Here is a 21,408-nt window from a genome sequence, read left to right as displayed (position 1 = left end):
TTCTTATTATTTGAGACTGCCGGAAAGGAACTGCTGCAGTCGTTCGGATTGCGGATTGGCCAGCACTTCCTTCGGGCAACCGCGCTCCTCGACCAATCCCTTGTGCAGGAACACCAGCTGATTCGACACCTCGCGAGCAAAACCCATTTCGTGGGTCACCACCACCATGGTGCGACCTTCGGTGGCCAGGTCCTGCATTACCTTAAGCACTTCGCCGACCAGCTCGGGGTCGAGCGCCGAAGTCGGTTCATCGAACAGCATCACCTCCGGCTCCATGGCCAGGGCACGGGCGATGGCCACGCGCTGCTGCTCACCACCACTCATGTGCGCGGGGTAGGCGTCCTTGCGGTGCGCGACGCCGACCTTGGCCAGGTAATGTTCAGCCTTGTCGCGGGCTTCAGCCTTGCTCATGCCGAGCACGTGCACCGGCGCTTCCATCACGTTCTCCTGGGCGCTCATGTGCGACCACAGATTGAAGTGCTGGAACACCATGGCCAGGCGCGAGCGCATGCGCTGCAGCTGTTTGGCATCGGCGGCGCGCAGCGAACCGTCCTTGGCCGGCACCAGCTTCAGCTCTTCGTTGTTGAGCAGAATCTTGCCGGCATGCGGCTGCTCGAGCAGGTTCAGGCAGCGCAGGAAGGTGCTCTTGCCCGAGCCGCTGGAGCCGATGATGCTGATCACATCGCCAGCCTTGGCCGCCATCGACACACCCTTGATCACTTCATGGCTGCCGTAGCGCTTGTGCAGGTCCTGAACTTCGAGTTTGTACATGTTCGGGTTCTCTTGAATCGTCATGGCATCAGCCCTTGCGCGGGGCCATGTAGACCAGCCAGCGGCGTTCGGCCAGCTTGAACAGGCGCACCAGGATGAAGGTCAACGCCAGATAGAACAGGCCGGCGGTGATGAAGGCTTCGAACGGCATGTAGTACTGCGAACTGACGATACGCGCCGCGCCAGTGATGTCGATCAGGGTCACGATCGACGCCAGGGAGGTGGTGTGCAGCATCATGATCACTTCATTGCTGTACTGCGGCAGCGCACGGCGCAGCGCGGACGGCAGCAGGATGCGCCGGTACAGCTTGGCTCGCGACATGCCCATGGCCTTGGCCGCCTCGATCTCACCCGGCGGCGTGGCCTTGAGGCTGCCAGCGAGGATTTCCGCAGTGTAGGCGCTGGTGTTGATGGCAAACGCCAGGCAGGCGCAGAAAGTCGCGCTGGAGAAATACGGCCACATGAAGCTGTCACGGATGAACTCGAACTGGGCCAGCCCGTAATAGATCAGAAACAGCTGCACCAGCATCGGCGTGCCGCGAATCACGTAGGTATAGAGCCAGGCCGGGAAGTTGACCCAGGGCGATTTCGACACCCGCATCAGTGCCAGTGGTAGCGCCAGGCTGAGGCCGAACGCCAGGGAGATCAGCAGGATTTTCACGGTGACCAGCACGCCGCCCCAGTACAGCGGCAGGTTCTCCCAGATCATTTGATAGTCGAAGATCATAGGTCAGCCACCTTGGCACCTACCGAGTAGCGCTTCTCGAGGAAACGCAGCGCCAGCAAGGAAACGCTGGTCAGCACCAGATACAGCCCCGCCACCGCCAGGTAGAAGGTGAACGGCTCACGCGTCGCGTCGGCCGCGCTCTTGGCCTTGAACATCATGTCCTGCAGGCCGACTACGGAAATCAGCGCGGTGGCCTTGGTCAACACCAGCCAGTTGTTGGTGAAACCGGGAATGGCGAAACGGATCATCTGCGGCACGAGAATGCGGAAGAACACCTGCATCCCGCTCATGCCATAAGCCGCGCCAGCTTCCGCCTGCCCCTTGGGGATCGCCATGAAGGCACCGCGGAAGGTTTCCGACAGGTAGGCCCCGAAGATGAAGCCCATGGTGAACACGCCGGCGACGAAGGGGTTGATGTCGATGTAATCGTCATAGCCGACCATGGGCGCGATGCGGTTCACCATGTCCTGGCCGCCGTAGAAGATCAGCAGAATCAGCACCAGATCAGGGATGCCACGAATCACCGTGGCATAGGTATCACCCAACGCCGCCAGCCAACGCACCGGTGACAGACGAAAGGCCGCACCCAGCAGGCCGAGGCAGATCGCCACTGCCATCGACGTCAGCGCCAGAAGCAGAGTGAGCCAGGCACCATCGAGAATGGTCGAGCCGTAGCCTTGAAGCATGCGCTAATACCTCTCAGGCACCCCAGGCGCCGCCTAGCACAAAGAAAATTCATGTCGCTCACGCGACGGGTCGCAGGTTGAATACCCGAATTGGTATTTAACGACCCCGCAGAACCAAGAAAAAAGTGGCACAACCTCAAAAAGGTTAGTGCCACTTCATCTATCTGGGACGCTTACTCGCCGTAAACGTCGAAGTCGAAGTACTTGTCCTGCACTTCCTTGTATTTGCCGTTGGCGCGGATGGCCAGGATAGCGGCGCTGATCTTGTCGGCCAGCGCCTTGTCACCCTTGCGCACGGCGATGCCCTGACCTTCGCCGAAGTACTTCACGTCAGTGAAGTCCGGGCCGGCGAACGCGAAGCCCTTGCCTGCGTCGGTCTTGAGGAAACCGTCATCGATGTTCACCGAATCGGCCAGGGTGGCGTCCAGGCGGCCGGACTGCATGTCCAGGAACACTTCGTTCTGCGAGCTGTAGCGCACGACTTCAGCGCCAGCCGGGGCGAAGATGTCGGTGGCGTAGCGGTCATACACGGACGAGCGCTGCACGCCGATCTTCTTGCCTTTCAGGTCGACCAGCGGGTCCTTGATCTCGGTACCAGCCTTCATCGCCAGCTTGGCCGGGGTGGCGTAGTACTTGCCAGTGAAGTCCACGGACTTCTTGCGGTCTTCGGTGATCGACATGGAAGACAGCACGGCGTCGAACTTGCGCACTTTCAGGGCCGGGATCAGGCCATCGAACTCCTGTTCGATCCACTTGCACTCGACCTTCATCTCTTCGCACAGGGCGTTGCCGATGTCGTAGTCGAAGCCGGCAATCTGGCCATCGGGAGTCTTGAATGCGAAGGGCGGGTAGGCCGCCTCGATGCCAATGCGCAGCGGCTTCTCGGCCATGGCCAGGGGCGACATCAGGGATAGCGCCAGGGCGCCAAGCAGTGCGATCTTCTTCATTCTTTGCTCCTTCGAATTGGGTATGACATCGATGGCAGTGAGGGGCCCGGGCCTTTTATGGATTGTAGAAGGCGGTGCTGCGCTGTCGTGGTGGACGAGCGACAAAGGGGCCTTGGCTGGGTGTGCGGCATTCTAGCGGCAGGCAATGAGGCGATATTTCCTCAATGCGACAACTAATTACAGAAGCACAGGAAGTGACGGCGGCAGATATTGACAGCCCGCAAAAGGAGTGATCAAGCAGAAGAGGCCAAACAGATATCTACAGCAATACTCAGGCCATAAACCATATAACGCCCGAAACATGGGCGTTGGAGCCACTTCGTGGTTTTCCATGGCGCCACTGACGGCACCTTATCAGGGCAGCGACGTTCCCTAACCGCCCAATCGGGTGCGCGCTGTTACCGCGGCGCCATGCAAATCGCAGGGTGCGCATCGGTACACGACCAAGCACTGGAGTAGCCGTCATTCCCGCGAAGGCGAGAAACCAGGCGTTACGCAACACCTGGGCTCCCGCCTTCGCGGGAGTGACGATCAATAGCGCACGAGTCACTCACCCACACGCAAGCTAAGCCGCGCTATCACATGGTTTTCCTCGGCGCGGGCCAGCCCGGCTTCCTCAACGCGCACGCCCTGCTCTTCCAGCGCCTGAATCCAGCGCAGCAACTGAGCGAACGCCACCGGCTGCAGGTTGACCTGCACCGCACCAAAACCCTCGGTATCCAGACGCTCGATCACCAGCCCCTGCTGCGCCGCACTCGCCGTGACCACCCCCTGCAGGCGCGCCGGGTCGAGGCTGGCGCGTGGCTGCAGGTCGCGCCCCTGCACCTGTGGCGCGCGGCTCTGCATATAGGCGTACAGGGCGCGCTGCTCTTCGAACGCGGCACGCGCGGCCTGAGCCTGACGCTGCACCGGCTGCCACAACGCCAGATAGAACAGCACCAACAGCAGGAAAACGCTCAGCGCCACGAGTGCCAGACGATCACGTGCCGGCAGCGTTTGCCAGCGTTGCGCCAGCGGTGAGCGCTGCCAGTGCAGTTGCAGACTTTCGCTCAAACCCGTCCTCGACATGCCCATCATCCTCCTATCACCACGCGTGCACTGACGCCCTCGGCTTCACGGCTGGCCGAGCCCATCTGCACCGACAGGCCGGATTCCTCCAGACGCTCACGCAAACGCTCCAGCTCGGCAAAACCCGGCGCCTGCAATTGCAACGACAGATCGCCACGAGTCGCGCTGTAATCGAGCTGATTGACCTGCACCAGCGCTGCGCCATCGGCCTGCAGCGCCGCCGCTACTTCGGCCAGCAGGCCCAGCACCGGACTATCGCCGCCCGTGGACTGCGCCAGATGTTGATCGAACTGCGCACGCAGGTTGATCAGCTTGCTGTCCTGAGGAAACAACTCGCGGTACAGCGCCTCGCTGGACGCGGCATAAGCATCGGCTTCGCGCTGCAGGTACCAGCCCTGCGCGAAATTGAAGCCCCACTGCAGCACGAGGCACAGTGCCAACACCCCCGCCAGCGGGCGCCAACGCCGCCAGCTGTCGCCACTCTGGCGCAGGGCGAACTCCCCCTGAGCCAGATCGACGCCATTGCCCTGACGCACCAGCCATTGATGCGCGTCCTCCAGCAGATGCACCTCATCCACCGGCTCGGGCAGCACCTGCCCAGCTGGCGCACTGGCGATGCATGCCGATGGACAACGGCCTGCCAGCGCTGGCCAGTCCTCAGTCTGCAAAGCCAGGCGCCAGGGCGCCTCGCCACCGAGCAACCAGCGCGACTGCAACCAGAGCAGCTGACTGCCCTGGCGTGGCAGCAGATCGGCATCGACGCGAATCGCCTGCGGCGGTTGCGCCGCGCACAGGGCCAGGCACTCGCGCAGCCAACTGGCGCGCAGCGCATAGACGCGGTGACGGCCATCGGCCAGTTGCTCACCCAGCGCCAGGTGCATCAACTCGACATCTTCGGCCAGCAGTTCCTCCGCCGCGAACGGCAGCGCCTGGCGCATCCAGCGCGCCTTCTGCGTCGGCAGTTGCACGGCGCAGGCGGTGACCGCCTCAACCGGCAGCACCAGTTCCCAGTGTGCCGGCAAATCGGCCAGGGCCTCGGCCAGACCGAGCGTGCGACTGCCGTCTGCCGTGACGCGCTGCACGGGTAGATCCGCTGAGAGCGCGTGACACGCCTCAGGCGGCAGAAAAATCCATAACGGGTTCATTCTTGTTCTTCCTCGATGGGCCGTGGCGGCATGCCGCCCTGCCCCAGATCACGCGCCAGGACACTGACCTGGCCATCATTGCTGCGCTGCAGCAGGCTACGCAATACCACCCGGCGTTCACCCAGGTTCACCTCGCTGAACACCTCGAAATACTGGCTGCCGACCGCCAACCCCTGCACCACCTGCTCGCCCAACCCGGCGAGCGCAGGCTGAGCGGCGAAAGCGGCCGGGCTGAGATACCCCTCGTCACCACGCCCGGCGATCAATGCCAGGGCCGCATCCGGCGTCAGTCCATCGGACAGGCTGGAGAGCACCAGCGCGCTGGCGGTGTTGACGTTAAGCAACGCCTCGCTCGGCAGCGCACTGACGAAAGGCTGCAGGCGGCGATAGTCGGCCTCTTCCATCTCCAGCAGCAGGCGCAGTTCAGACACGTCGGTGATCTCGCGATTGGCCGTGCGATAAGGCGGTGTCGCCAGCAGGTACTGGCCGTCCTCGGCGCCATTGCCGCCCTGCAACTCACTGTCGCTATCGAGCCAGTCCAGCAAGCGCTCGGCATAGGGTTTATCGATGCCCAGACGCAACAGCAGGCGGCGCAGGCGCAGCACCGCCAGCTCGTTGGGCCGGCCCTGGCGCACCAGGCTGTTGAGGTTGAAGCGGCCGTTGGGGTCGACGATGCGTACCCGTAGCTCGCCGCCTTCATCCAGCGGGAACGTCAGCGGCCTGGCCCAAGGTTCCAGCAGGTGATCAACCGGCTGACGTGGATCGCCCCGGCGCAGATCGCGCTCGAGTACCGCCTTGGCCAGCGTCTCGCCGCCCAGGGCGTAGTGCCAGGCCTGGGTCACGTGCAACTGGTTGGCGCTGCTGCGGATCGACAGCTGCTGACGGGCGATCAGCCCGGCACACACCACCGTGACCACGGCGACCACCAGCAGCACGGTGATCAACGCCACCCCATTCTGCCGCTTCATGACTGCGGCACCTCGTTAGAATCCCCTGGCGGCGCGCCGGCAGCGTTCTGCGCCGGCAGATCGGGCAGGCGCAGCAGACGGCGCAGTTCGCCATAGCGGCGATGCTGCAGGCGCAGTTCCACAGCGCGCGGCAGCTCGGTGAGCAAACCGTCGCCAGAGGCATTGGCTGGCGGCCAGTCAGGCTGCCACTGGCCGTCCTTGTCCAGATAACGCAGGCTCAATGACTCGACGCCATCGAGAGCCTGCTGGATCTGCGGCGTGCTGTCCTGTGCGCGATCCAGCACGCGCCAGTAACGCCGCTGCCACTGCTCGCCACTGAGCTGCCAACGCACCCGCTGTACCTCGGCACGCGCTTGGCCGAGCGGGTTGCGCCAGCCGACGCGACTCAGCTCCAGCGCCGTGGCATCAGCCAGATCGCCGTGCAGCGCTGGCTGGGCATCACCGAAAGCATCGCGAATCGGCCGTACCGTGACCTGGCGTAGGTCGCGCTCGAAGGCTGACAGGGCGCGGGTCAACTCGCGCAACTGACGCTCGTGCTCGCGGGTGACGGCATCGGCGCTGAGCACGCTGTCGAGCATGCGGTAAGTGGCCAACCCGAGCAGAGCGAAGATGGCGATGGCAATCAGCAGCTCGAGCAGGGTAAAGCCGCGCTGAGCGCTCCCACACATCATGGCGCCCCCAGGAAACCGCTGAGGGTCACCAGTTGGTAGGGTGGGCTTTAGCCCACCAAGGCTGGCCGCTGTTGGTGGGCTGAAGCGGAGCGCCGCCCGGCCCACCCTACGGGCTGGAGCGAGCGTCGCGAGCGAAATGGCGTCGCCACGGATTCGCGAGCAGAGCTCGCTCCTACGAGGGAGGCAGATCACTGCGGCGCCCCCAGGAAACCGCTCAGTGTGACCTGCGCCCGCTCGCGCAGATCGCCCGAAGCGCCCCGCTCCTCGGCGGCGACCCACAACGTCACACGACGCATGGCCGGCTCGCTGGTGGCCTGGATTTCGCTCTGCCACGACCAGCGACGGCCGGCGAACTCCACCTGGCCCTGGTCGCGGCCATCAGCCGGTGGCGTGTCGGCCAGTTGCAGCTCGGTCAGTCGGTTGTCCGCCACCCACATGGCCAGGGTCTTGTTCTCAAGCTGGCTGGCCGTGCGCACGCTGCGTGCGCTGGCAGTCAGCACGCTGGCGGCAATCAGGGCGAAGATGGCCAGGGCTACCAGCACCTCGAGCAGGGTAAAGCCGTGCGCTGATCTCATCTGGCGCGCCCCGTGCCCAGCTCCTCGACACGCGGCAGACCGAAGCCATCGCTGGATAGTTGCAGGCGCAGGCCGTCACGCTGCCGCTCCGCCAGGAGCAGTCGAAAGGGCGTCATCTCACCGCTGGAGAGGATCAGTAACTGTGGCGTATCAGCACTGGCATCGGCTGTTAGGCTCAAGGCCTCGCCATCGACCTCGAACGCCAGCTCGGCCCATTCCGGCAGGCGATGGGCCTGACGATCCAGTGCCTGCCACTCGCCGCGCTGCGGGTCGTAGCGCAGCACCCGGTAACCGTCGCGGGTAAAGCTCAAGCCATATTCGCGATTGTCCAGCACCGCCTCGTCGACCAGCACACCGATCAACCCACTCAGGCGTTCGGCCTCGCTGCGCAGCTCGCGCGCCGGCCCGGCGATGCCGGTGCTGAGTACTGCCAGACCGATCAGGCTGCCGAGAATGACCAGCACCACCAGCAGTTCGATCAGGGTGAAGCCGCGCTGCGCCTTCAACGTAGGAGCGAGCTCTGCTCGCGAACATGGGCGATGTCGAACGCTTCGCTCGCGACGCTCGCTCCCACAGGCGAACGACGGCATGGTCGGGTCAGAGATCCCAGTTGCCGATATCGGCGTTCAGGTCGCTGCCGCCCTGCTTGCCGTCGGCGCCAAGCGAATACAGATCGAAGGCGCCCTTGGTTCCAGGCGCCAGGTACTGATACGGGTTGCCCCACGGATCGATGGGCAGGCGCTTGAGGTAGCCGTCCTTGTTCCAGTTCTTCGCTTGTGGGTTACCGCTCGGCTTGCTCACCAGCGCTTCCAGGCCCTGCTGGGTACTGGGGTAGTTGTGGTTGTCGAGCTTGTACATGTCGAGCGACGCGCCGATGGTGCGGATGTCGTTCTGCGCGGCGGTGACCTTGGCCTGGTCCGGCCGGCTCATCACCTGCGGCACCACCAGCGCCGCCAGAATGCCCAGAATCACCACCACGACCATGATTTCGATGAGCGTGAAGCCCGCCTGAGATTTTCTCACCTGCTATCCCACCATTTGGTTCAAAGAAAGAATAGGCAGCAGGATGGCCAGTACGATCACCAGCACCACTGCCCCCATGAATACCAGCATGAAAGGCTCGAACAAGCCGACCAGCAGAGCGATCTGCGCGCCGAGGTCGTTCTCCTGATTCTTCGCCGTGCGCGCCAACATCTGATCCAGCTCACCGGAACGTTCGCCGCTGGCGATCATGTGCAACATCATCGGCGGAAACTGGCCGGTGGCCTCCAGCGAGCGGGTCAGGCTGCCACCTTCGCGCACCTTCTGCGCCGCCACCAGCACCTCGCCACGGATCACCCGGTTGCCGATCACCTCGCCGGCAATCGCCAGCGCCTCCACCAGCGGCACACCACTGCGGGTGAGGATCGCCAGGGTCGAGGCAAAACGCGCGCAATCGGTGGCACGCCCCAGCCGTCCGACCAGCGGTATGCGCAGCAGAAATCGATGCCAGCGCAGCCTGAACGCCTCGTCACGCAGGGCTGCACGCAAGGCGACGACCGCCAGTATCAGCGCCACCAGAGCAACCAGCCCCCAGGCCTTGACCCAGTCGCTCAGGGCGATCAGCCCGCGCGTCAGCGCCGGCAGGGTCTGCCCCGAGTCGACGAATACCTTGACCACGTCCGGCACCACGTAGCCGAGCAGAAAGCCGACGATCAGCAAGGACGCGCACATCAGGATCACCGGGTAAAGCAACGCCAGTTGCACCTTCTGCCGCGACTGCTGGCGCTGTTCGGTGTAGTCGGCCAATTGCTCCAGCACCGGGCCGAGGTGCCCGGCATGTTCCCCCGCCGCCACCGTGGCGCGGTACAGCTCGGGAAAAGCGGCGGGGAATTCCTTCAGACTGCCGGCCAGGCTGTGACCTTCCAGCACGCGGGCGCGTACCGCCAGGAGCATGCCCTGGATACGCGAACTGGTGGATTGCGCAGCGGCGGCGCGCAGCGCTTCTTCGATGGGCAGCGCCGCCTGGATCAGCGTCGCCAACTGGCGAGTGACCAGCGCCAGGTCGCGCGCCGACAGGCCACGTACAAAACCCAGGCGCGCCTGCCCACTGTCCTGCTCGCGGCTGCGCGTGGCCTTGACCTCCAGCGGCGCCAGCTGGCGCTCGCGCAGCAGTTGGCGTACCTGGCGCGCGCTGTCGGCTTCCAGCACGCCTTTCTGCTGGCGGCCGCGCCCGTCGAGGGCGATATATTCAAAGGCAGCCATCGGCAAATCGCTCCGACTGTAAATGTAGGAGCGGCTTCAGCCGCGATTCACAATGACTCGCGGCTGCAACGGAATGCCGCCCAGCCGCGCATACAAGAGCCAATGCCAACATCCCACTCGCCATCATTCCTCTCGCGTCACGCGCAGCACTTCCTCGACCGTGGTCACTCCTTCCAGCACCTTGCGCCGGCCATCGTCACGGATGCTCGGGCCCAGGGTGCGGGCGTGGCGGGTCATGTCCTGCTCGGAAGCGCGGCTGTGCACCAGAGTGCGCATGGTTTCATCGAAGACCACCAGTTCGTAGATGCCGGTACGCCCACGATAGCCCTGTTGATGGCAATGGGCGCAACCACGGGCGTGGTAAAGCGTCGGCGGCGAACTGGCCGGCACACCGAGCAGCGCGCATTCGGCCTCATCGGCCGCATAGGGTTCCTTGCACGACGGGCACAGTACCCGCACCAGGCGCTGGGCCAGCACGCCAAGCAGCGATGACGACAGCAAAAAGGGCTCCACGCCCATGTCCACCAGACGGGTAATGGCGCCAATGGCGCTGTTGGTGTGCAGCGTCGACAGCACCAGGTGGCCGGTCAGCGAAGCCTGCACGGCGATCTCGGCGGTTTCCTTGTCGCGGATCTCGCCGACCATCACCACGTCTGGGTCCTGGCGCAGGATGGCGCGCAGGCCGCGGGCGAAGGTCATGTCCACCTTGGTATTGACCTGGGTCTGGCCGATGCCTTCGAGGTGGTACTCGATGGGGTCTTCGACAGTGAGGATGTTGCGCGTGTGGTCGTTGAGGCTGACCAGGCTGGCGTACAGCGTGGTGGTCTTGCCCGAGCCGGTGGGGCCGGTGACCAGCAGAATGCCGTGCGGCTTGCGCACCGTCTCTTCCATGAGCTTGCGGTCCTCGGCGCGCATGCCCAGATGCTGCAGAGACAGGCGCCCGGCCTGCTTGTCGAGCAGACGCAGCACCACCCGCTCGCCGTTGGCCGAAGGCAATGTGGACACACGAATGTCCACCTCGCGCCCGCCGACCTTGAGCGAGATGCGCCCGTCCTGCGGCACGCGCTTCTCGGCGATGTCCAGCCGCGCCATGACCTTCACCCGCGAGACCAGCAGCGCTGCCAGCTCGCGCTTGGGCTCGAGCACCTCACGGAGGATGCCGTCAACGCGAAAGCGCACTACCAGGCGCTTCTCGAAGGTTTCCAGGTGAATGTCGGAGGCGTTTTCCTTGATCGCTTCACCCAGGATGGCGTTGATCAGGCGGATGATTGGCGCATCGTCCTCCTGCTCCAGCAGGTCTTCGGTTTCCGGCACCTGATCGGCCAGCGAGGCCAGATCGAAACTGCCGCCGATGTCCTCGGCCAATTGCATCGATGCGGAATCGTGTTGATAGGCCGCACCCAGCACCTGGGCGAACTCCGGCGCACTCAACACCTGCAGCGGCAGGCGGCGCCCGGCGAAGCGCTGCGCCTCGGCCAGCGCCACAGGGTCACAATCGGCGCGATGGGCCAGGCTGGCGCGCTCTTCCTGCATCACGAACACCACACCATGACGCTTGGCAAAGCTGAAGGGCAGACGGCGCAGCGGAATTTCGAGCAACGAAGTGTTCATGCGTGGCCTTAGAACAGAACCTTATTCGGGTAGCACAGCCTAATCTGGCTGTTTGACCCAATGGCTACCTCTAGGACGGTCTTTTTGTGCGTTTATTCAACTATCTTTAACACATCGTCTGTAACTGTACACCCACCCTATTTGGGGGATGCCAACCTCGCGCAGGCTGCTATGATCAGCGCGCGACGCCCAGCACATAAGAAGAACTAGACTGTCGTTTGCGGAGTAATGCTTTTGTCCACCTCGGCCCTTTCCCAGCGGATCAAGGACAATGCCCCGAGCCTGATCGGTATGCTCGTGCTGATCGCCCTGAGCGTGAGTCTGGCCTGGCAGAGTGCCGAATTGCTGCGCCTGGTGCGCGGCCCCGTACAGCAACCGCTCAGTCAGACTGCGCCAAATCTGCAACAGCGCGCGCAGGCGCCCATCGCCCAGTTGTTCGGCAGCCCGCGCGAGGCCGACAGCGGCCCGCCACCGGCCACCAACCTGCAACTGACCCTGCTCGGCAGCTTCGTTCACAGTGACCCGCAACGCTCCAGCGCGGTGGTTCAGCGCCAGGGCCAGAGCGCCCAGCGTTACACCGTCGGCATGGAGGTGGACAGCGGCGTACGCCTGGATGCCGTCTATGCCGACCGCGTCGAACTGCTGCGCAACGGCCGCCGCGAAAGCCTGGCCTTCCCTCGTCAGCAGAGTGGCCAGTACAGCGTCTATACGCCAGCGGAAGAATCGATCAACGACCCGGTCGAACAACTCGATCAACTCGACCAGAACAACCTCGAACAACTGCGCCAGCGCATGCAAGACCTGCGCGAACAGATGGAAGCCTCTGGCACCCTGCCAGAGGAAACGCCCGCCGATCAGCTCATGGAAAGCGACTGAACCGATGCATGTTCTCCGAAGCAGACTGACCCTCGCCCTCCTCGCCGCCGGCCTGGCCGCTGCCCCCATGCCCTTGCTCGCGCAGATCGAGCAGGTGCCGGCCAGCGCCAACCAGCAGGAAGAAAGCTGGACCATCAACCTCAAGGGCGCCGACATCCGCGAGTTCATCGATCAGGTCGCCGGCATCACCGGGCAGACCTTCGTCGTCGACCCGCGCGTGAAGGGCCAGGTCAACGTGATCTCCAGCACGCCTTTGGGGCTGTCCGAGGTCTATCAACTGTTTCTCTCGGTGATGGCCACCCACGGTTTCAGCGTGCTGACCCAGGGCGATCAGGCGCGCATCGTGCCCAACGCCGAGGCCAAGGCCGAAGCCGATGCCGGCCGTCCGGCGCCGGATCGCCTGGAAACCCGCCTGATCCAGGTGCAGCACGCGCCAGTGGCCGAGCTGATCCCGCTGGTTCGTCCACTGGTACCGCAATACGGCCATCTGGCGGCCGTCACCTCGTCCAACGCGCTGATCATCAGCGACCGCAGCGCCAACATCGAACGCATCGAAGACCTGATGCGTCAGCTCGACCGCAGCGGCGCGCAGGACTTCAGCGTGGTGACCCTGCAGCACGCCTGGGTGATGGACGCCGCCGAAGTGCTCAATACCGCCATCGCCCGCGGCCAGGCCAAGGGCACCAGCGCCACCCAGGTGGTGGCCGACGCCCGCACCAACCGCCTGATTCTGCTCGGCCCGCCGGACGCCCGCGCCAAACTGGCCGACCTTGCCCGCTCGCTGGACAGCCCCACCAGCCGCTCGGCCAATACGCGAGTGATCCGCCTGCGCCACAACGACGCCAAGTCCCTGGCCGAAACCCTCGGCGAGATTTCCGAAGGTCTGAAGAATCAGGAAAACAGCGAAACCACTGGCCGACAGTCGAACATCCTCATCCGCGCCGACGAGAGCCTCAACGCCCTGGTGATGCTGGCCGAGCCTGATCTGGTCGCCACCCTCGAAGATATCGTGCGTCAGCTCGACGTACCGCGCGCCCAGGTGATGGTCGAAGCAGCCATCGTCGAGGTGTCCGGCGACATCACCGACGCCCTCGGTGTGCAGTGGGCCGTGGATGCCCGCAGCGGCAGCGGCGGCAGGGGCGGCCTGGGCGGGGTCAACTTCGCCGGCACCGGCCTGTCGGTGGGCAGCGTGCTGCAGATCCTGCAAAGTGAGGAAATACCGGAAGACCTCACTCTGCCCGACGGCGCCATCATCGGCATCGGCAGCGACCGCTTCGGCGCACTGATCACCGCACTCTCGGCCAACAGCAAGAGCAACCTGCTGTCCACGCCGAGCCTGCTGACCCTGGACAACCAGAAAGCGGAAATCCTCGTCGGGCAGAACGTGCCCTTCCAGACCGGCTCCTACACCACCGACGCCTCGGGTGCCGGCAACCCCTTCACCACCATCGAACGCCAGGACATCGGCGTGACCCTCAAGGTCACGCCAAGCATCAACGAAGGCGCCACCCTGCGCCTGGAGATCGAGCAGGAAATCTCCTCCATTGCCCCCAGCACCGGGCTCAACGCCCAGGCGGTCGATCTGGTGACCAACAAGCGCTCGATCAAGAGCACCATCCTCGCCGACGACGGTCAGGTGATCGTGCTTGGCGGGCTGATTCAGGACGACGTCACCCAGGCCATCTCCAAGGTGCCACTGCTGGGCGACATTCCTTTGCTCGGTGCGCTGTTCCGCTCCACCCGCGAATCTCATATCAAACGCAACCTGATGGTCTTCCTGCGGCCGACCATCGTCCGCGATGGCGCCGGCCTGGCTGCACTGTCAGGCAAGAAGTACAGCGACATTCGCATCATCGGCAACGGCAGCCCGGACAACGGCCGCCCCAGCATCCTGCCCAGCACCCCGAGCCAGCTGTTCGACGGCCAAGGCGCACCGGCGGTGGATTTGCGGCAGTAACGATAGGGCGTCATCTCGTGGGCGGGTGTAATCCGCCGCAATGGCAATGGCGGGTTGCACCCGCCCTACGCGCTGAATTGTGGAGCACCACAAACCGTGGGAGTCGCTTTAGCGGCAACAGGCTCTACAGCAGTCGCGGCTGAAGCCCCTCCCACTGAGCCAGCGCGGCTTGCCTCCCCTCTTCAATTCACAGGTGACCGATACATCGTAGGGCGGGTGAAACCCGCCAGAATGGAGATGGCGGGTTGCACCCGCCCTACGCGCAGAATTGTGGAGCACCACAAACCGTGGGAGGCGCTTTAGCGGCGACAGGCTCTACAGAAATCGCGGCTGAAGCCCCTCCCACCGAGCCAGCGCGGCTTGCCTCCCCTCTTCAATTCACAGGTGAACGATACATCGTAGGACGGGTGCAACCCGCCAGAATGGCGATGGCGGGTTGCACCCGCCCTACGCGCTGAATTGTGGAGCACCGCAAACCGTGGGAGGCGCTTCAGCGGCGACAGGCTCTATAGCAGTCGCGGCTGAAGCCCCTCCCACCGAGCCTGCGCGGCTTGCCTCCCCTCTCCCGTTTACGGGAGAGGGGCCGGGGGAGAGGGCTGGATCGATGTGCCTCTGTAGAGCGAGCTGTGCTCGCGAAAAGCGGTTCGCTAGCGACGCTCGCTCCTACACGACTGCCGGCCAAGCCTTTTCGCAGCGAGGGCGCTGCTCCTAAAGCCCTTGCGGGCACTCACCCCAACGCCGGTGTACGCGGCGGCACCAGGCGCTTGGAGCCGGTCGACTCATAAGCCGCCGCCAGCTGCAGCAACGCCGAATCATCATAAGCACGGCCGGCGAAAGTCAGGCCCACCGGCATGCCGATATCAGCCATCACGCCCATCGGCACGGTGACGGTCGGTACGCCCAGATGACGAATCGCCAGGTTGCCATTGGCCACCCACACACCGTTGCTCCAGGCGATATCGGCAGATGCCGGGTTCACGTCGGCATCGGCCGGGCCGACATCGGCCACGGTGGGGAACAGCACCGCATCCAGCCCCAGTTGATCCATCCAGTCTTCCAGATCGATCTTGCGCGTGCGCTCCAGACCGCGCAGGCCGTCGGGCAGCGTAGCGATCTGGTCCCAGGGTTTGATCCCACGCTTGGCCATATTGACGTACTCGTCCATGCCCGCCGCCAGGTCGCCCTCGCGGTTCGGCAGGGTGCCGGGGTCGTGCGGGAAGATCTGCGGGCCATCGACATCGGCTAAACGATTGAGCTTGGGATCGCCATTGGCCTGCAGGAAATCGTCGAATGCCCAGCCGCTCAGCTCCCACAGCTCGTCATGCAGGAACTCGGGCGTGACGATGCCGCGATTGAACACGGTCGGCGCACCGGGGCGATCACCTTCACAGTTGGACACCAGCGGGAAGTCGACTTCCACCACCTCGGCGCCGGCCGCTTCCAGTGCCTGGCGCGCCGCTTCCCACAGGGCGATCACCGTCGGCCGGGTGTGGATGCGCTGGCCGGTAGGCCCGCCAATGCCCGGATTCTCGCTGGTGCCAGCGGCTTCGTCCTTGTTGATGAACATCTTCGGCACGCCAAGGCGCTTACCCTTCAGCGCATCGGCCTTGGCCGCCAGCGCCAGGTAGGACGCGGGACGCACCTCCGAGGCTTTCGGGATCGGCACCCAGGGCTGCAAACGCCACAGGTCGCCGCGGCTGTCGGCATCGTCGGCCACCACCACATCGAGCACTTCCAGCAGGTCGGCCATGGTCCGGGCATAGGGCACCACCACGTCCATGGTCGGCGTCAGCGGCCAGTTGCCGCGCACCGAGATCACCCCGCGCGACGGCGTGTAGGCGCACAGCCCGTTGTTCGAGGCCGGGCCACGCCCGCTGGACCAGGTTTCCTCGGCCAGACCAAACGCGGAGAAACTGGCAGCGGTTGCGGTGCCGGCACCATTGGACGAGCCCGAGGCGAACGGGGCCGTCAGGTAATCGGCGTTATACGGGCTTTCGGCGCGGCCATAGACACCGCGCTGCATGCCGCCATTGGCCATCGGCGGCATGTTGGTCTTGCCCAGGCAGATGGCGCCGGCCGCGCGCAGGCGCTCGACGGTGAAGGCATCGCGCTGCGCCACCAGATCCTTGAACGCCGGGCTGCCGGAGGCCGCTGTCAGGCCCTTGACCAGGTAGCTGTCCTTGGCGGTGTAGGGAATGCCATCGAGCGGGCTCAGCGTCTCGCCGCGAGCGCGGCGCGCATCGGAGGCCTCGGCCTCCTTCAGCGCGTCGGGATTGCGCACCACCACCGCGTTGAGCCGGGTCGGCGTATCCGCGCCGTCGTAGGCGTCGATACGCGCCAGATAGGCCTTGACCAGTTCGACCGCAGTAGTGCGGCCGGACTCCAGCGCCGCGCGCAGCTCGGCAATGGAAACTTCGGTTACCTCGATCATGGTGTCATCACTCGCAGATAGCGGGCCGCGTCTACGGCCACGGATACGAAAACAGCGCTTGCACGGTCGACGCTCACGGGCAGATTCAGTCATGCAACTATGTGCCCGATGATACATCCCACCAGGCCTTCGCAGCAGCCCGCGCCAATGGCCAGGATGCGCGCCAGCCATTACATTCTCGCCACCGATTACGCTGCATTGGGCAGAGCAGGCTTATGACCCGCGAAGAACGCATTTATCTGTGGTCGGCGCTATCGGACGTATTCGTCGACACCGAAGTCGACTACGGATACATCGCCCGTCAGGTGGCAGGTTTCGACCGTGCCACAGTACAAGCCGCCTTCTACCAGGACGTCGCTCCCGCGTGCTACTCCAACATGCTCGCGCCCATCCCACCGATCTGGACAGGCTTCGACAGCGCCTGGCTGAGCGCAACCATCGAGCAAGCCCAGGCAGCGCGACGGAACTCCACCCTGCGCCGTCTGCGCGACCGACTCTTCATCGCCTACCTGCGCCGCGCCCTGAAGCCGGAATGGGCGAAGATCGAGCAGGAACTTGATCTCGAACCGTAGGAGCCCGCTTGCGGGCGATCCTGATAGAAGCATCGCCCGCAAGCGGGCTCCTACAGAGTCATCGTACTGCTCTTAACTGGCGAGCATCACACCATCCCCTGCGATGTTCTCAGTCCCTGCACACGAAACAGGAGAACATCGCCATGCCCCACCTCACCGGCGGCTGCCTCTGCGGCCAGGTGCGTTTCGAAACCAGCGGCCAGCCTTATCGGGTCGGCGTGTGCCACTGCATGGACTGTTGCAAGCACCACGGAGCCCTATTCCACACCTCGGCGATATTCCCGCAGGACGCGGTGAAGGTAGAGGGCGAAAACGACCAGCACGCCCGCCGCGACTTCTGCCCGCACTGCGGCTCGCCGGTGTTCGCACGCTCGGGGGATGAAGTCGAGGTGAACGTCGGCTCGCTGGACGAACCGAACCAGTTCACCCCCACCTACGAACTCTGGGCCATCCGCCGCGAAGCCTGGCTACTGCCCTTGCCCTTCGAACGCCACTACCCAGGCGACCGCGACCGCCGCACGCGTCACGAGTAGAACCGCTCAAGCATCGGCTGCGCGCCGGCTTACCCAGCCGTGCATCAGCCCGGCCTGGAAAAACTGCACCGGCGCATCGAAACCGGCGGCCTGGATGATGCCAGCCACCTGCTGCGCCGGTAACACCGCCACGTCACGGGCGTAGGCTGCACGCGCACGTTCCAGCATCTGCGCATCGACCCCGGCCGCAGCCATCAGCGTCATCCAGCCAGGCAGCAGTACCTCGTAGGCCGGCGACTGGATATCCGCCGCCAGGTCGACACTGGCCAGCAGCCCGCCGGGTTTCAGGCGCTGCGCGATCTGGTCGAAGAACGCGCTACGCACTGCCGGTTCGAGCAGAAACTGCGACACCAGAAAGCAGGTAGCGCCGTCGTAGGCCGCCCCAGGCGCCGGCGTATCCAGATAGCCCTCGTGAAAGTCGCACCGCTGGGCAAAGCCACCGTGCTCCGCGCGCTGACGGCACACATCGAGCATCGCCCGGACGGGTCGAGCGCGGTGAAACGCCAGCCCGGAAAGCCCTCGGCCATGTGCGCGATTTCCGCCCCCGTGCCGGTGCCCACGCACAGTATCCGCGCGTCGGCCGGCAGGTCGATGAACAGCGCATCGAGCAGCAAATACAGCGCCTCACGAATCGGCGCCATCCCCGCCCATTGCTTGTCGTAGCCCGCCGCTTGTTGGTCGAACAGCGCCTTGATTTCCTCGTAACGCATGGCCATGCCTCCTTCGAAGGATCGCCCTCACGCCTTCCAGCATCCCAGATCGGCAAAGACACCCGCATGCCCGACTACCTGATCCTCATTTCCACCCTCGGCGGCCTGGCCCTGCTGGGTCTGAACGGCTTCGTGATCGGCCCGCTGGTGGCGGCACTATTCGTGGCCAACTGGAATCTGTTCGAGGCGAAGAAAAAGGTCAGGTTGCCGGATTGAGCCAAGCGAGGCAAATGTCAGCCTGTGGCATGGCACGGCGGACAATTGGTCGCCTTTCGCTATGTCGGCGTATCTGGCTGAGCGCCTCCCAAGCAACGCGCGCATCGAGCGGATGGAGGGGCTTTCCCACTACTCCTGCCTGTATGCCGCAGCGCCGATGATTTGTGAGCGTCTCGCCAGCGAGTAATGTTGGGTGGCTTGGCGACTCAACTACTGCCCTCGCAAGCGATTTTTGACGCACCGAGACCGAGAGCAGCGAAGCCAAAGAGGACGCATCTGATATGGTTTTCCGCGGCTAATCTGAGTCTTTTTGGGATTGGATCAGTGCCCTTATAAAAAGGCTCCCTGTGCGCTAGCCGAAAGTGCTCGATCGCTCACCATTTCAGGCTCTCTGAAGATCGGATGACATCGAGAGTCTTCAAGATCCCGCATGAATACTTGTTCCACGAGCTTTAACAGCAAGACACTTTCCGAGTCGCAGCGTGACATCCTCGACATGATCGCGACCGACCGTCATCTGGACGAAATACTCTGCGCCATTTGTCAGATGTTGGACGCACAGTCCCCCGAAATTTTCAGTTCAATTCTGCTTGCTGATGCCGAAGGCAAACGTTTGCTTAACGGTGCGGCGCCCGGTTTGCCGATTGAATACAGCCAGGCGATTCATGGAATGGCCATTGGCCCACAGGAGGGAACCTGCGGTACCGCTGCGTTCCGACGTGAGCTGGTGGTCACCGAATACATCGCGCTTGACCCAAGCTGGGAGCGTTTCCGTAGTCTGGCCCTGGGGCATAACCTGCACTCCTGCTGGTCGATGCCCCTGCTCTCCCATCAAGGACGCGTGTTAGGTACGTTTGCCTTTTACCAGAACCGCACCCATAAGCCGGACGAGGCGCAGATTCAACGACTGGGTTGCGCGGCCCAACTGGCTGCCATTGCGATCCGCCGTGAGTGTGACGGCCGAAGCCTGGAGGAAAGCGAACAACGTTTTCGCTCATTGTTCACCTACAATCCCAACCCGGTGTTCGCTCTCGATCTGGCCGGCAGAATCCAGAATGCGAATCCCGCAAGTTTGACGCTCAAGCCATGCACCACTGCCGGCCTGATCGGTCTTCACTTCGTCAATCTGGTGGTCGAAGAGGACCAGCAACGGGCAGGTCGACATTTCTCTGCAGCCTGCACCGGACAACCCCAACGTTTCGAAGCACGGTTTCGCGACGCGAGCGACATGTTGTTGACCATGGACATTTCCAACCTGCCGATCAGGGTCAATGGCGAGACCGTCGGGGTATTCGCAGTGGTCAGGGATATCAGTGAGCAGAAGCACTACGAGCGCGAGTTGAGCTTCAACGCCTGCCATGATCGCCTGACAGGTTTGCTTAACCGTGTGACTCTTGAAGATCGGCTTATTGAGGGCTGTCACATCAGTCGCTGGCACAAGCGTCGTATGGCGGTAATGTGCATCGATCTGGATGGATTCAAATCCATCAACGATTCGCTTGGGCACTATTTCGGCGATCAAGTGCTGATTGAGGTGGCGCAGCGTATGGCCCAGCACGTTCGTCCCGGCGATACCATCGTGCGCATGGGCGACGACGAATTTATCGTTCTGCTGCCGAACCTGCTGCGTGATGACGACGTTGTATCTGTGGCCGAACGACTGATGGCTGGCATAGCCAGGCCCTACTGCATCCAAGGCATTGACCTGCACGTGAGCGCAAGCGTTGGCATCACCCTGAGCGATGGTTATACCGAGCCACCGATGCAGCTCATTCAGCAGGCTGACATGGCCATGTACAAAGCCAAGCAGCAGGGGCGCAATAACTTCCAGTGGTACACCAGCGATCTTAATGAGCGCGTTTGTGAAAACGCGAGACTACGCAACGACCTACAGAAGGCTATCGATACTGAATCGCTCGAGTTGCATTATCAGCCGCAGATAGAGACGCGTACGGGGCGAGTGTCCGGGATCGAAGCGCTATTGCGCTGGGAGCATCCGCAAAGAGGATTTATCTCACCAGCAGTATTTGTGCCAGTGGCAGAGAACAGCAGCCAGATCATCCCGCTAAGCCTCTGGGTACTCGATACGGCTTGCGCTCAACTGCGTCAGTTAGGCGAACAAGGCATAACAGGCATCTCGATGGCTGTGAACATTTCGCCAATCCATTTCCAGCGTGGTCATTTCGTTAAATTTGTCCAAACCATCCTGGAGAAGCACGGACTCCGCGGTGAGCAGTTGGAATTGGAGATCACCGAATCGCTTTTGCTGCATAACGCTGAACAAGCGATCGACACATTGCACCGGCTCAAGGCTTTGGGAGTGCGCATTGCGCTCGATGATTTCGGCACCGGATTTTCCAGTCTCAGCTATCTCAAACGCTTGCCGATAGACAAGATCAAGATCGACCGCTCGTTTATCCAGGAGCTCGGCACGGATTGCCACGATGCCGCAATCATTCAGGGCATTATCGCTATGGCCCACCACCTGAGCCTGACAGTGGTCGCTGAAGGTGTTGAAACCGAATCTCAGGCGGCTTTTTTAAAGGCTCTGTCTGAGTTAGCTGTTGCAGTGGTCTAAACTGAATCGTGATCTTTCCCAGCATGAGGGATCTATCATGAAAGCGGTTCAGTTTTCGCGGTGGATGGCACAGCTCTCCAGCCTCAACCCAGAGCAACGCGACCAGTTGAGATCCAAGCTCT

19 protein-coding genes and 2 pseudogenes are annotated in these 21,408 nt (G+C 63.3%); 6 read left to right on the top strand and 15 right to left on the bottom strand.

The window, feature by feature from the left end; genetic code table 11:
• Nucleotides 1-6: 6 nt before the first annotated feature.
• The 13 genes from N5J71_RS18260 to gspE form a co-directional block, all read right to left on the bottom strand.
• Nucleotides 7-771, bottom strand: a complete 765-nt coding sequence (locus N5J71_RS18260) for an ABC transporter ATP-binding protein (RefSeq protein ID WP_039964810.1) — start codon at nucleotides 769-771, stop codon at nucleotides 7-9.
• Between the two features lie 28 nt (nucleotides 772-799).
• On the bottom strand, nucleotides 800-1,498 hold the full coding sequence (locus N5J71_RS18255) for an ABC transporter permease (RefSeq protein ID WP_279917377.1): 699 nt from the start codon (nucleotides 1,496-1,498) through the stop codon (nucleotides 800-802).
• The gene (locus tag N5J71_RS18250; protein ID WP_084342334.1) at nucleotides 1,495-2,184 is read right to left on the bottom strand and encodes an ABC transporter permease; all 690 of its coding nucleotides are present in this window, start codon (nucleotides 2,182-2,184) and stop codon (nucleotides 1,495-1,497) included. Before N5J71_RS18250 ends, N5J71_RS18255 begins: the two co-directional genes overlap by 4 nt.
• Nucleotides 2,185-2,357: 173 nt before the next feature.
• Nucleotides 2,358-3,131, bottom strand: coding sequence for an ABC transporter substrate-binding protein (locus N5J71_RS18245; RefSeq protein ID WP_017677554.1), 774 nt, complete (start codon nucleotides 3,129-3,131; stop codon nucleotides 2,358-2,360).
• Between the two features lie 546 nt (nucleotides 3,132-3,677).
• Nucleotides 3,678-4,199 (bottom strand): type II secretion system protein M, encoded by a 522-nt coding sequence (locus N5J71_RS18240; protein WP_279917376.1) that lies wholly within the window; start codon nucleotides 4,197-4,199, stop codon nucleotides 3,678-3,680.
• 5 nt (nucleotides 4,200-4,204) lie between these two features.
• Nucleotides 4,205-5,344: a type II secretion system protein GspL gene (gene gspL / locus N5J71_RS18235; RefSeq protein ID WP_279917375.1), complete on the bottom strand. Its 1,140-nt coding sequence runs from the start codon at nucleotides 5,342-5,344 to the stop codon at nucleotides 4,205-4,207.
• Nucleotides 5,341-6,312 (bottom strand): type II secretion system minor pseudopilin GspK, encoded by a 972-nt coding sequence (gspK, locus tag N5J71_RS18230; protein ID WP_279917374.1) that lies wholly within the window; start codon nucleotides 6,310-6,312, stop codon nucleotides 5,341-5,343. The genes gspL and gspK overlap by 4 nt, the downstream gene beginning before the upstream one ends.
• Nucleotides 6,309-6,983 carry a type II secretion system minor pseudopilin GspJ gene (gene gspJ / locus N5J71_RS18225; RefSeq protein ID WP_279917373.1) on the bottom strand — a complete coding sequence of 225 codons (675 nt, stop codon included), beginning with the start codon at nucleotides 6,981-6,983 and terminating at the stop codon, nucleotides 6,309-6,311. Before gspJ ends, gspK begins: the two co-directional genes overlap by 4 nt.
• A 188-nt stretch (nucleotides 6,984-7,171) precedes the next feature.
• Nucleotides 7,172-7,558 (bottom strand): type II secretion system minor pseudopilin GspI, encoded by a 387-nt coding sequence (gene gspI, locus N5J71_RS18220; RefSeq protein WP_279917372.1) that lies wholly within the window; start codon nucleotides 7,556-7,558, stop codon nucleotides 7,172-7,174.
• Nucleotides 7,555-8,064, bottom strand: coding sequence for a type II secretion system minor pseudopilin GspH (gspH, locus tag N5J71_RS18215; RefSeq protein ID WP_279917371.1), 510 nt, complete (start codon nucleotides 8,062-8,064; stop codon nucleotides 7,555-7,557). The genes gspI and gspH overlap by 4 nt, the downstream gene beginning before the upstream one ends.
• A 91-nt stretch (nucleotides 8,065-8,155) precedes the next feature.
• Entirely contained in the window at nucleotides 8,156-8,581 is a 426-nt protein-coding gene (gspG, locus tag N5J71_RS18210; RefSeq protein ID WP_279917370.1) for a type II secretion system major pseudopilin GspG, read from the bottom strand.
• A 3-nt stretch (nucleotides 8,582-8,584) separates the two neighbouring features.
• Nucleotides 8,585-9,802, bottom strand: a complete 1,218-nt coding sequence (gene xcpS, locus N5J71_RS18205) for a GspF family T2SS innner membrane protein variant XcpS (protein WP_072424538.1) — start codon at nucleotides 9,800-9,802, stop codon at nucleotides 8,585-8,587.
• A gap of 123 nt (nucleotides 9,803-9,925) precedes the next feature.
• Nucleotides 9,926-11,413: a type II secretion system ATPase GspE gene (gene gspE / locus N5J71_RS18200; RefSeq protein WP_279917369.1), complete on the bottom strand. Its 1,488-nt coding sequence runs from the start codon at nucleotides 11,411-11,413 to the stop codon at nucleotides 9,926-9,928.
• Between the two features lie 228 nt (nucleotides 11,414-11,641).
• On the opposite strand from gspE, the gene N5J71_RS18195 reads away from it, so the two are divergent.
• Both N5J71_RS18195 and gspD read left to right on the top strand, forming a co-directional pair.
• A complete protein-coding gene (locus tag N5J71_RS18195; protein ID WP_279917368.1) occupies nucleotides 11,642-12,289 on the top strand; it encodes a type II secretion system protein N in 648 nt (215 codons plus the stop codon).
• Nucleotides 12,290-12,293: 4 nt separating this feature from the next.
• Complete coding sequence (gspD, locus tag N5J71_RS18190) at nucleotides 12,294-14,246, top strand: type II secretion system secretin GspD (protein WP_279917367.1); 1,953 nt, start codon at nucleotides 12,294-12,296, stop codon at nucleotides 14,244-14,246.
• A 727-nt stretch (nucleotides 14,247-14,973) separates the two neighbouring features.
• Here gspD and N5J71_RS18185 read toward each other — a convergent pair.
• On the bottom strand, nucleotides 14,974-16,677 hold the full coding sequence (locus N5J71_RS18185) for an amidase (protein ID WP_074860070.1): 1,704 nt from the start codon (nucleotides 16,675-16,677) through the stop codon (nucleotides 14,974-14,976).
• A gap of 215 nt (nucleotides 16,678-16,892) precedes the next feature.
• Between N5J71_RS18185 and N5J71_RS18180 the strand changes: the two genes are divergently transcribed.
• Nucleotides 16,893-17,249 (top strand): DUF7079 family protein, encoded by a 357-nt coding sequence (locus tag N5J71_RS18180; RefSeq protein WP_003461909.1) that lies wholly within the window; start codon nucleotides 16,893-16,895, stop codon nucleotides 17,247-17,249.
• Between the two features lie 143 nt (nucleotides 17,250-17,392).
• Nucleotides 17,393-17,782 (top strand): GFA family protein, encoded by a 390-nt coding sequence (locus tag N5J71_RS18175; protein WP_279917366.1) that lies wholly within the window; start codon nucleotides 17,393-17,395, stop codon nucleotides 17,780-17,782.
• A 6-nt stretch (nucleotides 17,783-17,788) separates the two neighbouring features.
• Here N5J71_RS18175 and N5J71_RS18170 read toward each other — a convergent pair.
• Nucleotides 17,789-18,492, bottom strand: a pseudogene (locus N5J71_RS18170) (class I SAM-dependent methyltransferase).
• A gap of 48 nt (nucleotides 18,493-18,540) precedes the next feature.
• Here N5J71_RS18170 and N5J71_RS18165 point away from each other — a divergent pair.
• Both N5J71_RS18165 and N5J71_RS18160 read left to right on the top strand, forming a co-directional pair.
• Nucleotides 18,541-18,708 (top strand): annotated as a pseudogene (locus N5J71_RS18165) (AI-2E family transporter); the annotation flags it as partial.
• A gap of 430 nt (nucleotides 18,709-19,138) precedes the next feature.
• The gene (locus N5J71_RS18160; protein WP_279917365.1) at nucleotides 19,139-21,286 is read left to right on the top strand and encodes a putative bifunctional diguanylate cyclase/phosphodiesterase; all 2,148 of its coding nucleotides are present in this window, start codon (nucleotides 19,139-19,141) and stop codon (nucleotides 21,284-21,286) included.
• The last annotated feature ends 122 nt before the right edge of the window (nucleotides 21,287-21,408 follow it).

The sequence above is a fragment of the Ectopseudomonas oleovorans genome (genome assembly GCF_029845265.1).
GTDB classification, from domain to species: Bacteria; Pseudomonadota; Gammaproteobacteria; order Pseudomonadales; family Pseudomonadaceae; genus Aquipseudomonas; species Aquipseudomonas oleovorans.
The sequence above is the reverse complement of the archived record's forward strand: the minus strand, read 5'-3'. Positions and strand labels throughout refer to the sequence as shown.

What these genes read in the sequence shown, in the direction of transcription:
- N5J71_RS18260 (WP_039964810.1), bottom strand. Translation starts at nt 771, where the DNA reads ATGTACAAACTCGAAGTTCAGGACCTGCACAAGCGCTACGGCAGCCAT.
- N5J71_RS18255 (WP_279917377.1), bottom strand. Translation starts at nt 1,498, where the DNA reads ATGATCTTCGACTATCAAATGATCTGGGAGAACCTGCCGCTGTACTGG.
- N5J71_RS18250 (WP_084342334.1), bottom strand. Translation starts at nt 2,184, where the DNA reads ATGCTTCAAGGCTACGGCTCGACCATTCTCGATGGTGCCTGGCTCACT.
- N5J71_RS18245 (WP_017677554.1), bottom strand. Translation starts at nt 3,131, where the DNA reads ATGAAGAAGATCGCACTGCTTGGCGCCCTGGCGCTATCCCTGATGTCG.
- N5J71_RS18240 (WP_279917376.1), bottom strand. Translation starts at nt 4,199, where the DNA reads ATGTCGAGGACGGGTTTGAGCGAAAGTCTGCAACTGCACTGGCAGCGC.
- gspL (WP_279917375.1), bottom strand. Translation starts at nt 5,344, where the DNA reads ATGAACCCGTTATGGATTTTTCTGCCGCCTGAGGCGTGTCACGCGCTC.
- gspK (WP_279917374.1), bottom strand. Translation starts at nt 6,312, where the DNA reads ATGAAGCGGCAGAATGGGGTGGCGTTGATCACCGTGCTGCTGGTGGTC.
- gspJ (WP_279917373.1), bottom strand. Translation starts at nt 6,983, where the DNA reads ATGATGTGTGGGAGCGCTCAGCGCGGCTTTACCCTGCTCGAGCTGCTG.
- gspI (WP_279917372.1), bottom strand. Translation starts at nt 7,558, where the DNA reads ATGAGATCAGCGCACGGCTTTACCCTGCTCGAGGTGCTGGTAGCCCTG.
- xcpS (WP_072424538.1), bottom strand. Translation starts at nt 9,802, where the DNA reads ATGGCTGCCTTTGAATATATCGCCCTCGACGGGCGCGGCCGCCAGCAG.
- gspE (WP_279917369.1), bottom strand. Translation starts at nt 11,413, where the DNA reads ATGAACACTTCGTTGCTCGAAATTCCGCTGCGCCGTCTGCCCTTCAGC.
- N5J71_RS18195 (WP_279917368.1), top strand. Translation starts at nt 11,642, where the DNA reads ATGCTTTTGTCCACCTCGGCCCTTTCCCAGCGGATCAAGGACAATGCC.
- gspD (WP_279917367.1), top strand. Translation starts at nt 12,294, where the DNA reads ATGCATGTTCTCCGAAGCAGACTGACCCTCGCCCTCCTCGCCGCCGGC.
- N5J71_RS18185 (WP_074860070.1), bottom strand. Translation starts at nt 16,677, where the DNA reads ATGATCGAGGTAACCGAAGTTTCCATTGCCGAGCTGCGCGCGGCGCTG.
- N5J71_RS18180 (WP_003461909.1), top strand. Translation starts at nt 16,893, where the DNA reads ATGACCCGCGAAGAACGCATTTATCTGTGGTCGGCGCTATCGGACGTA.
- N5J71_RS18175 (WP_279917366.1), top strand. Translation starts at nt 17,393, where the DNA reads ATGCCCCACCTCACCGGCGGCTGCCTCTGCGGCCAGGTGCGTTTCGAA.
- N5J71_RS18160 (WP_279917365.1), top strand. Translation starts at nt 19,139, where the DNA reads ATGAATACTTGTTCCACGAGCTTTAACAGCAAGACACTTTCCGAGTCG.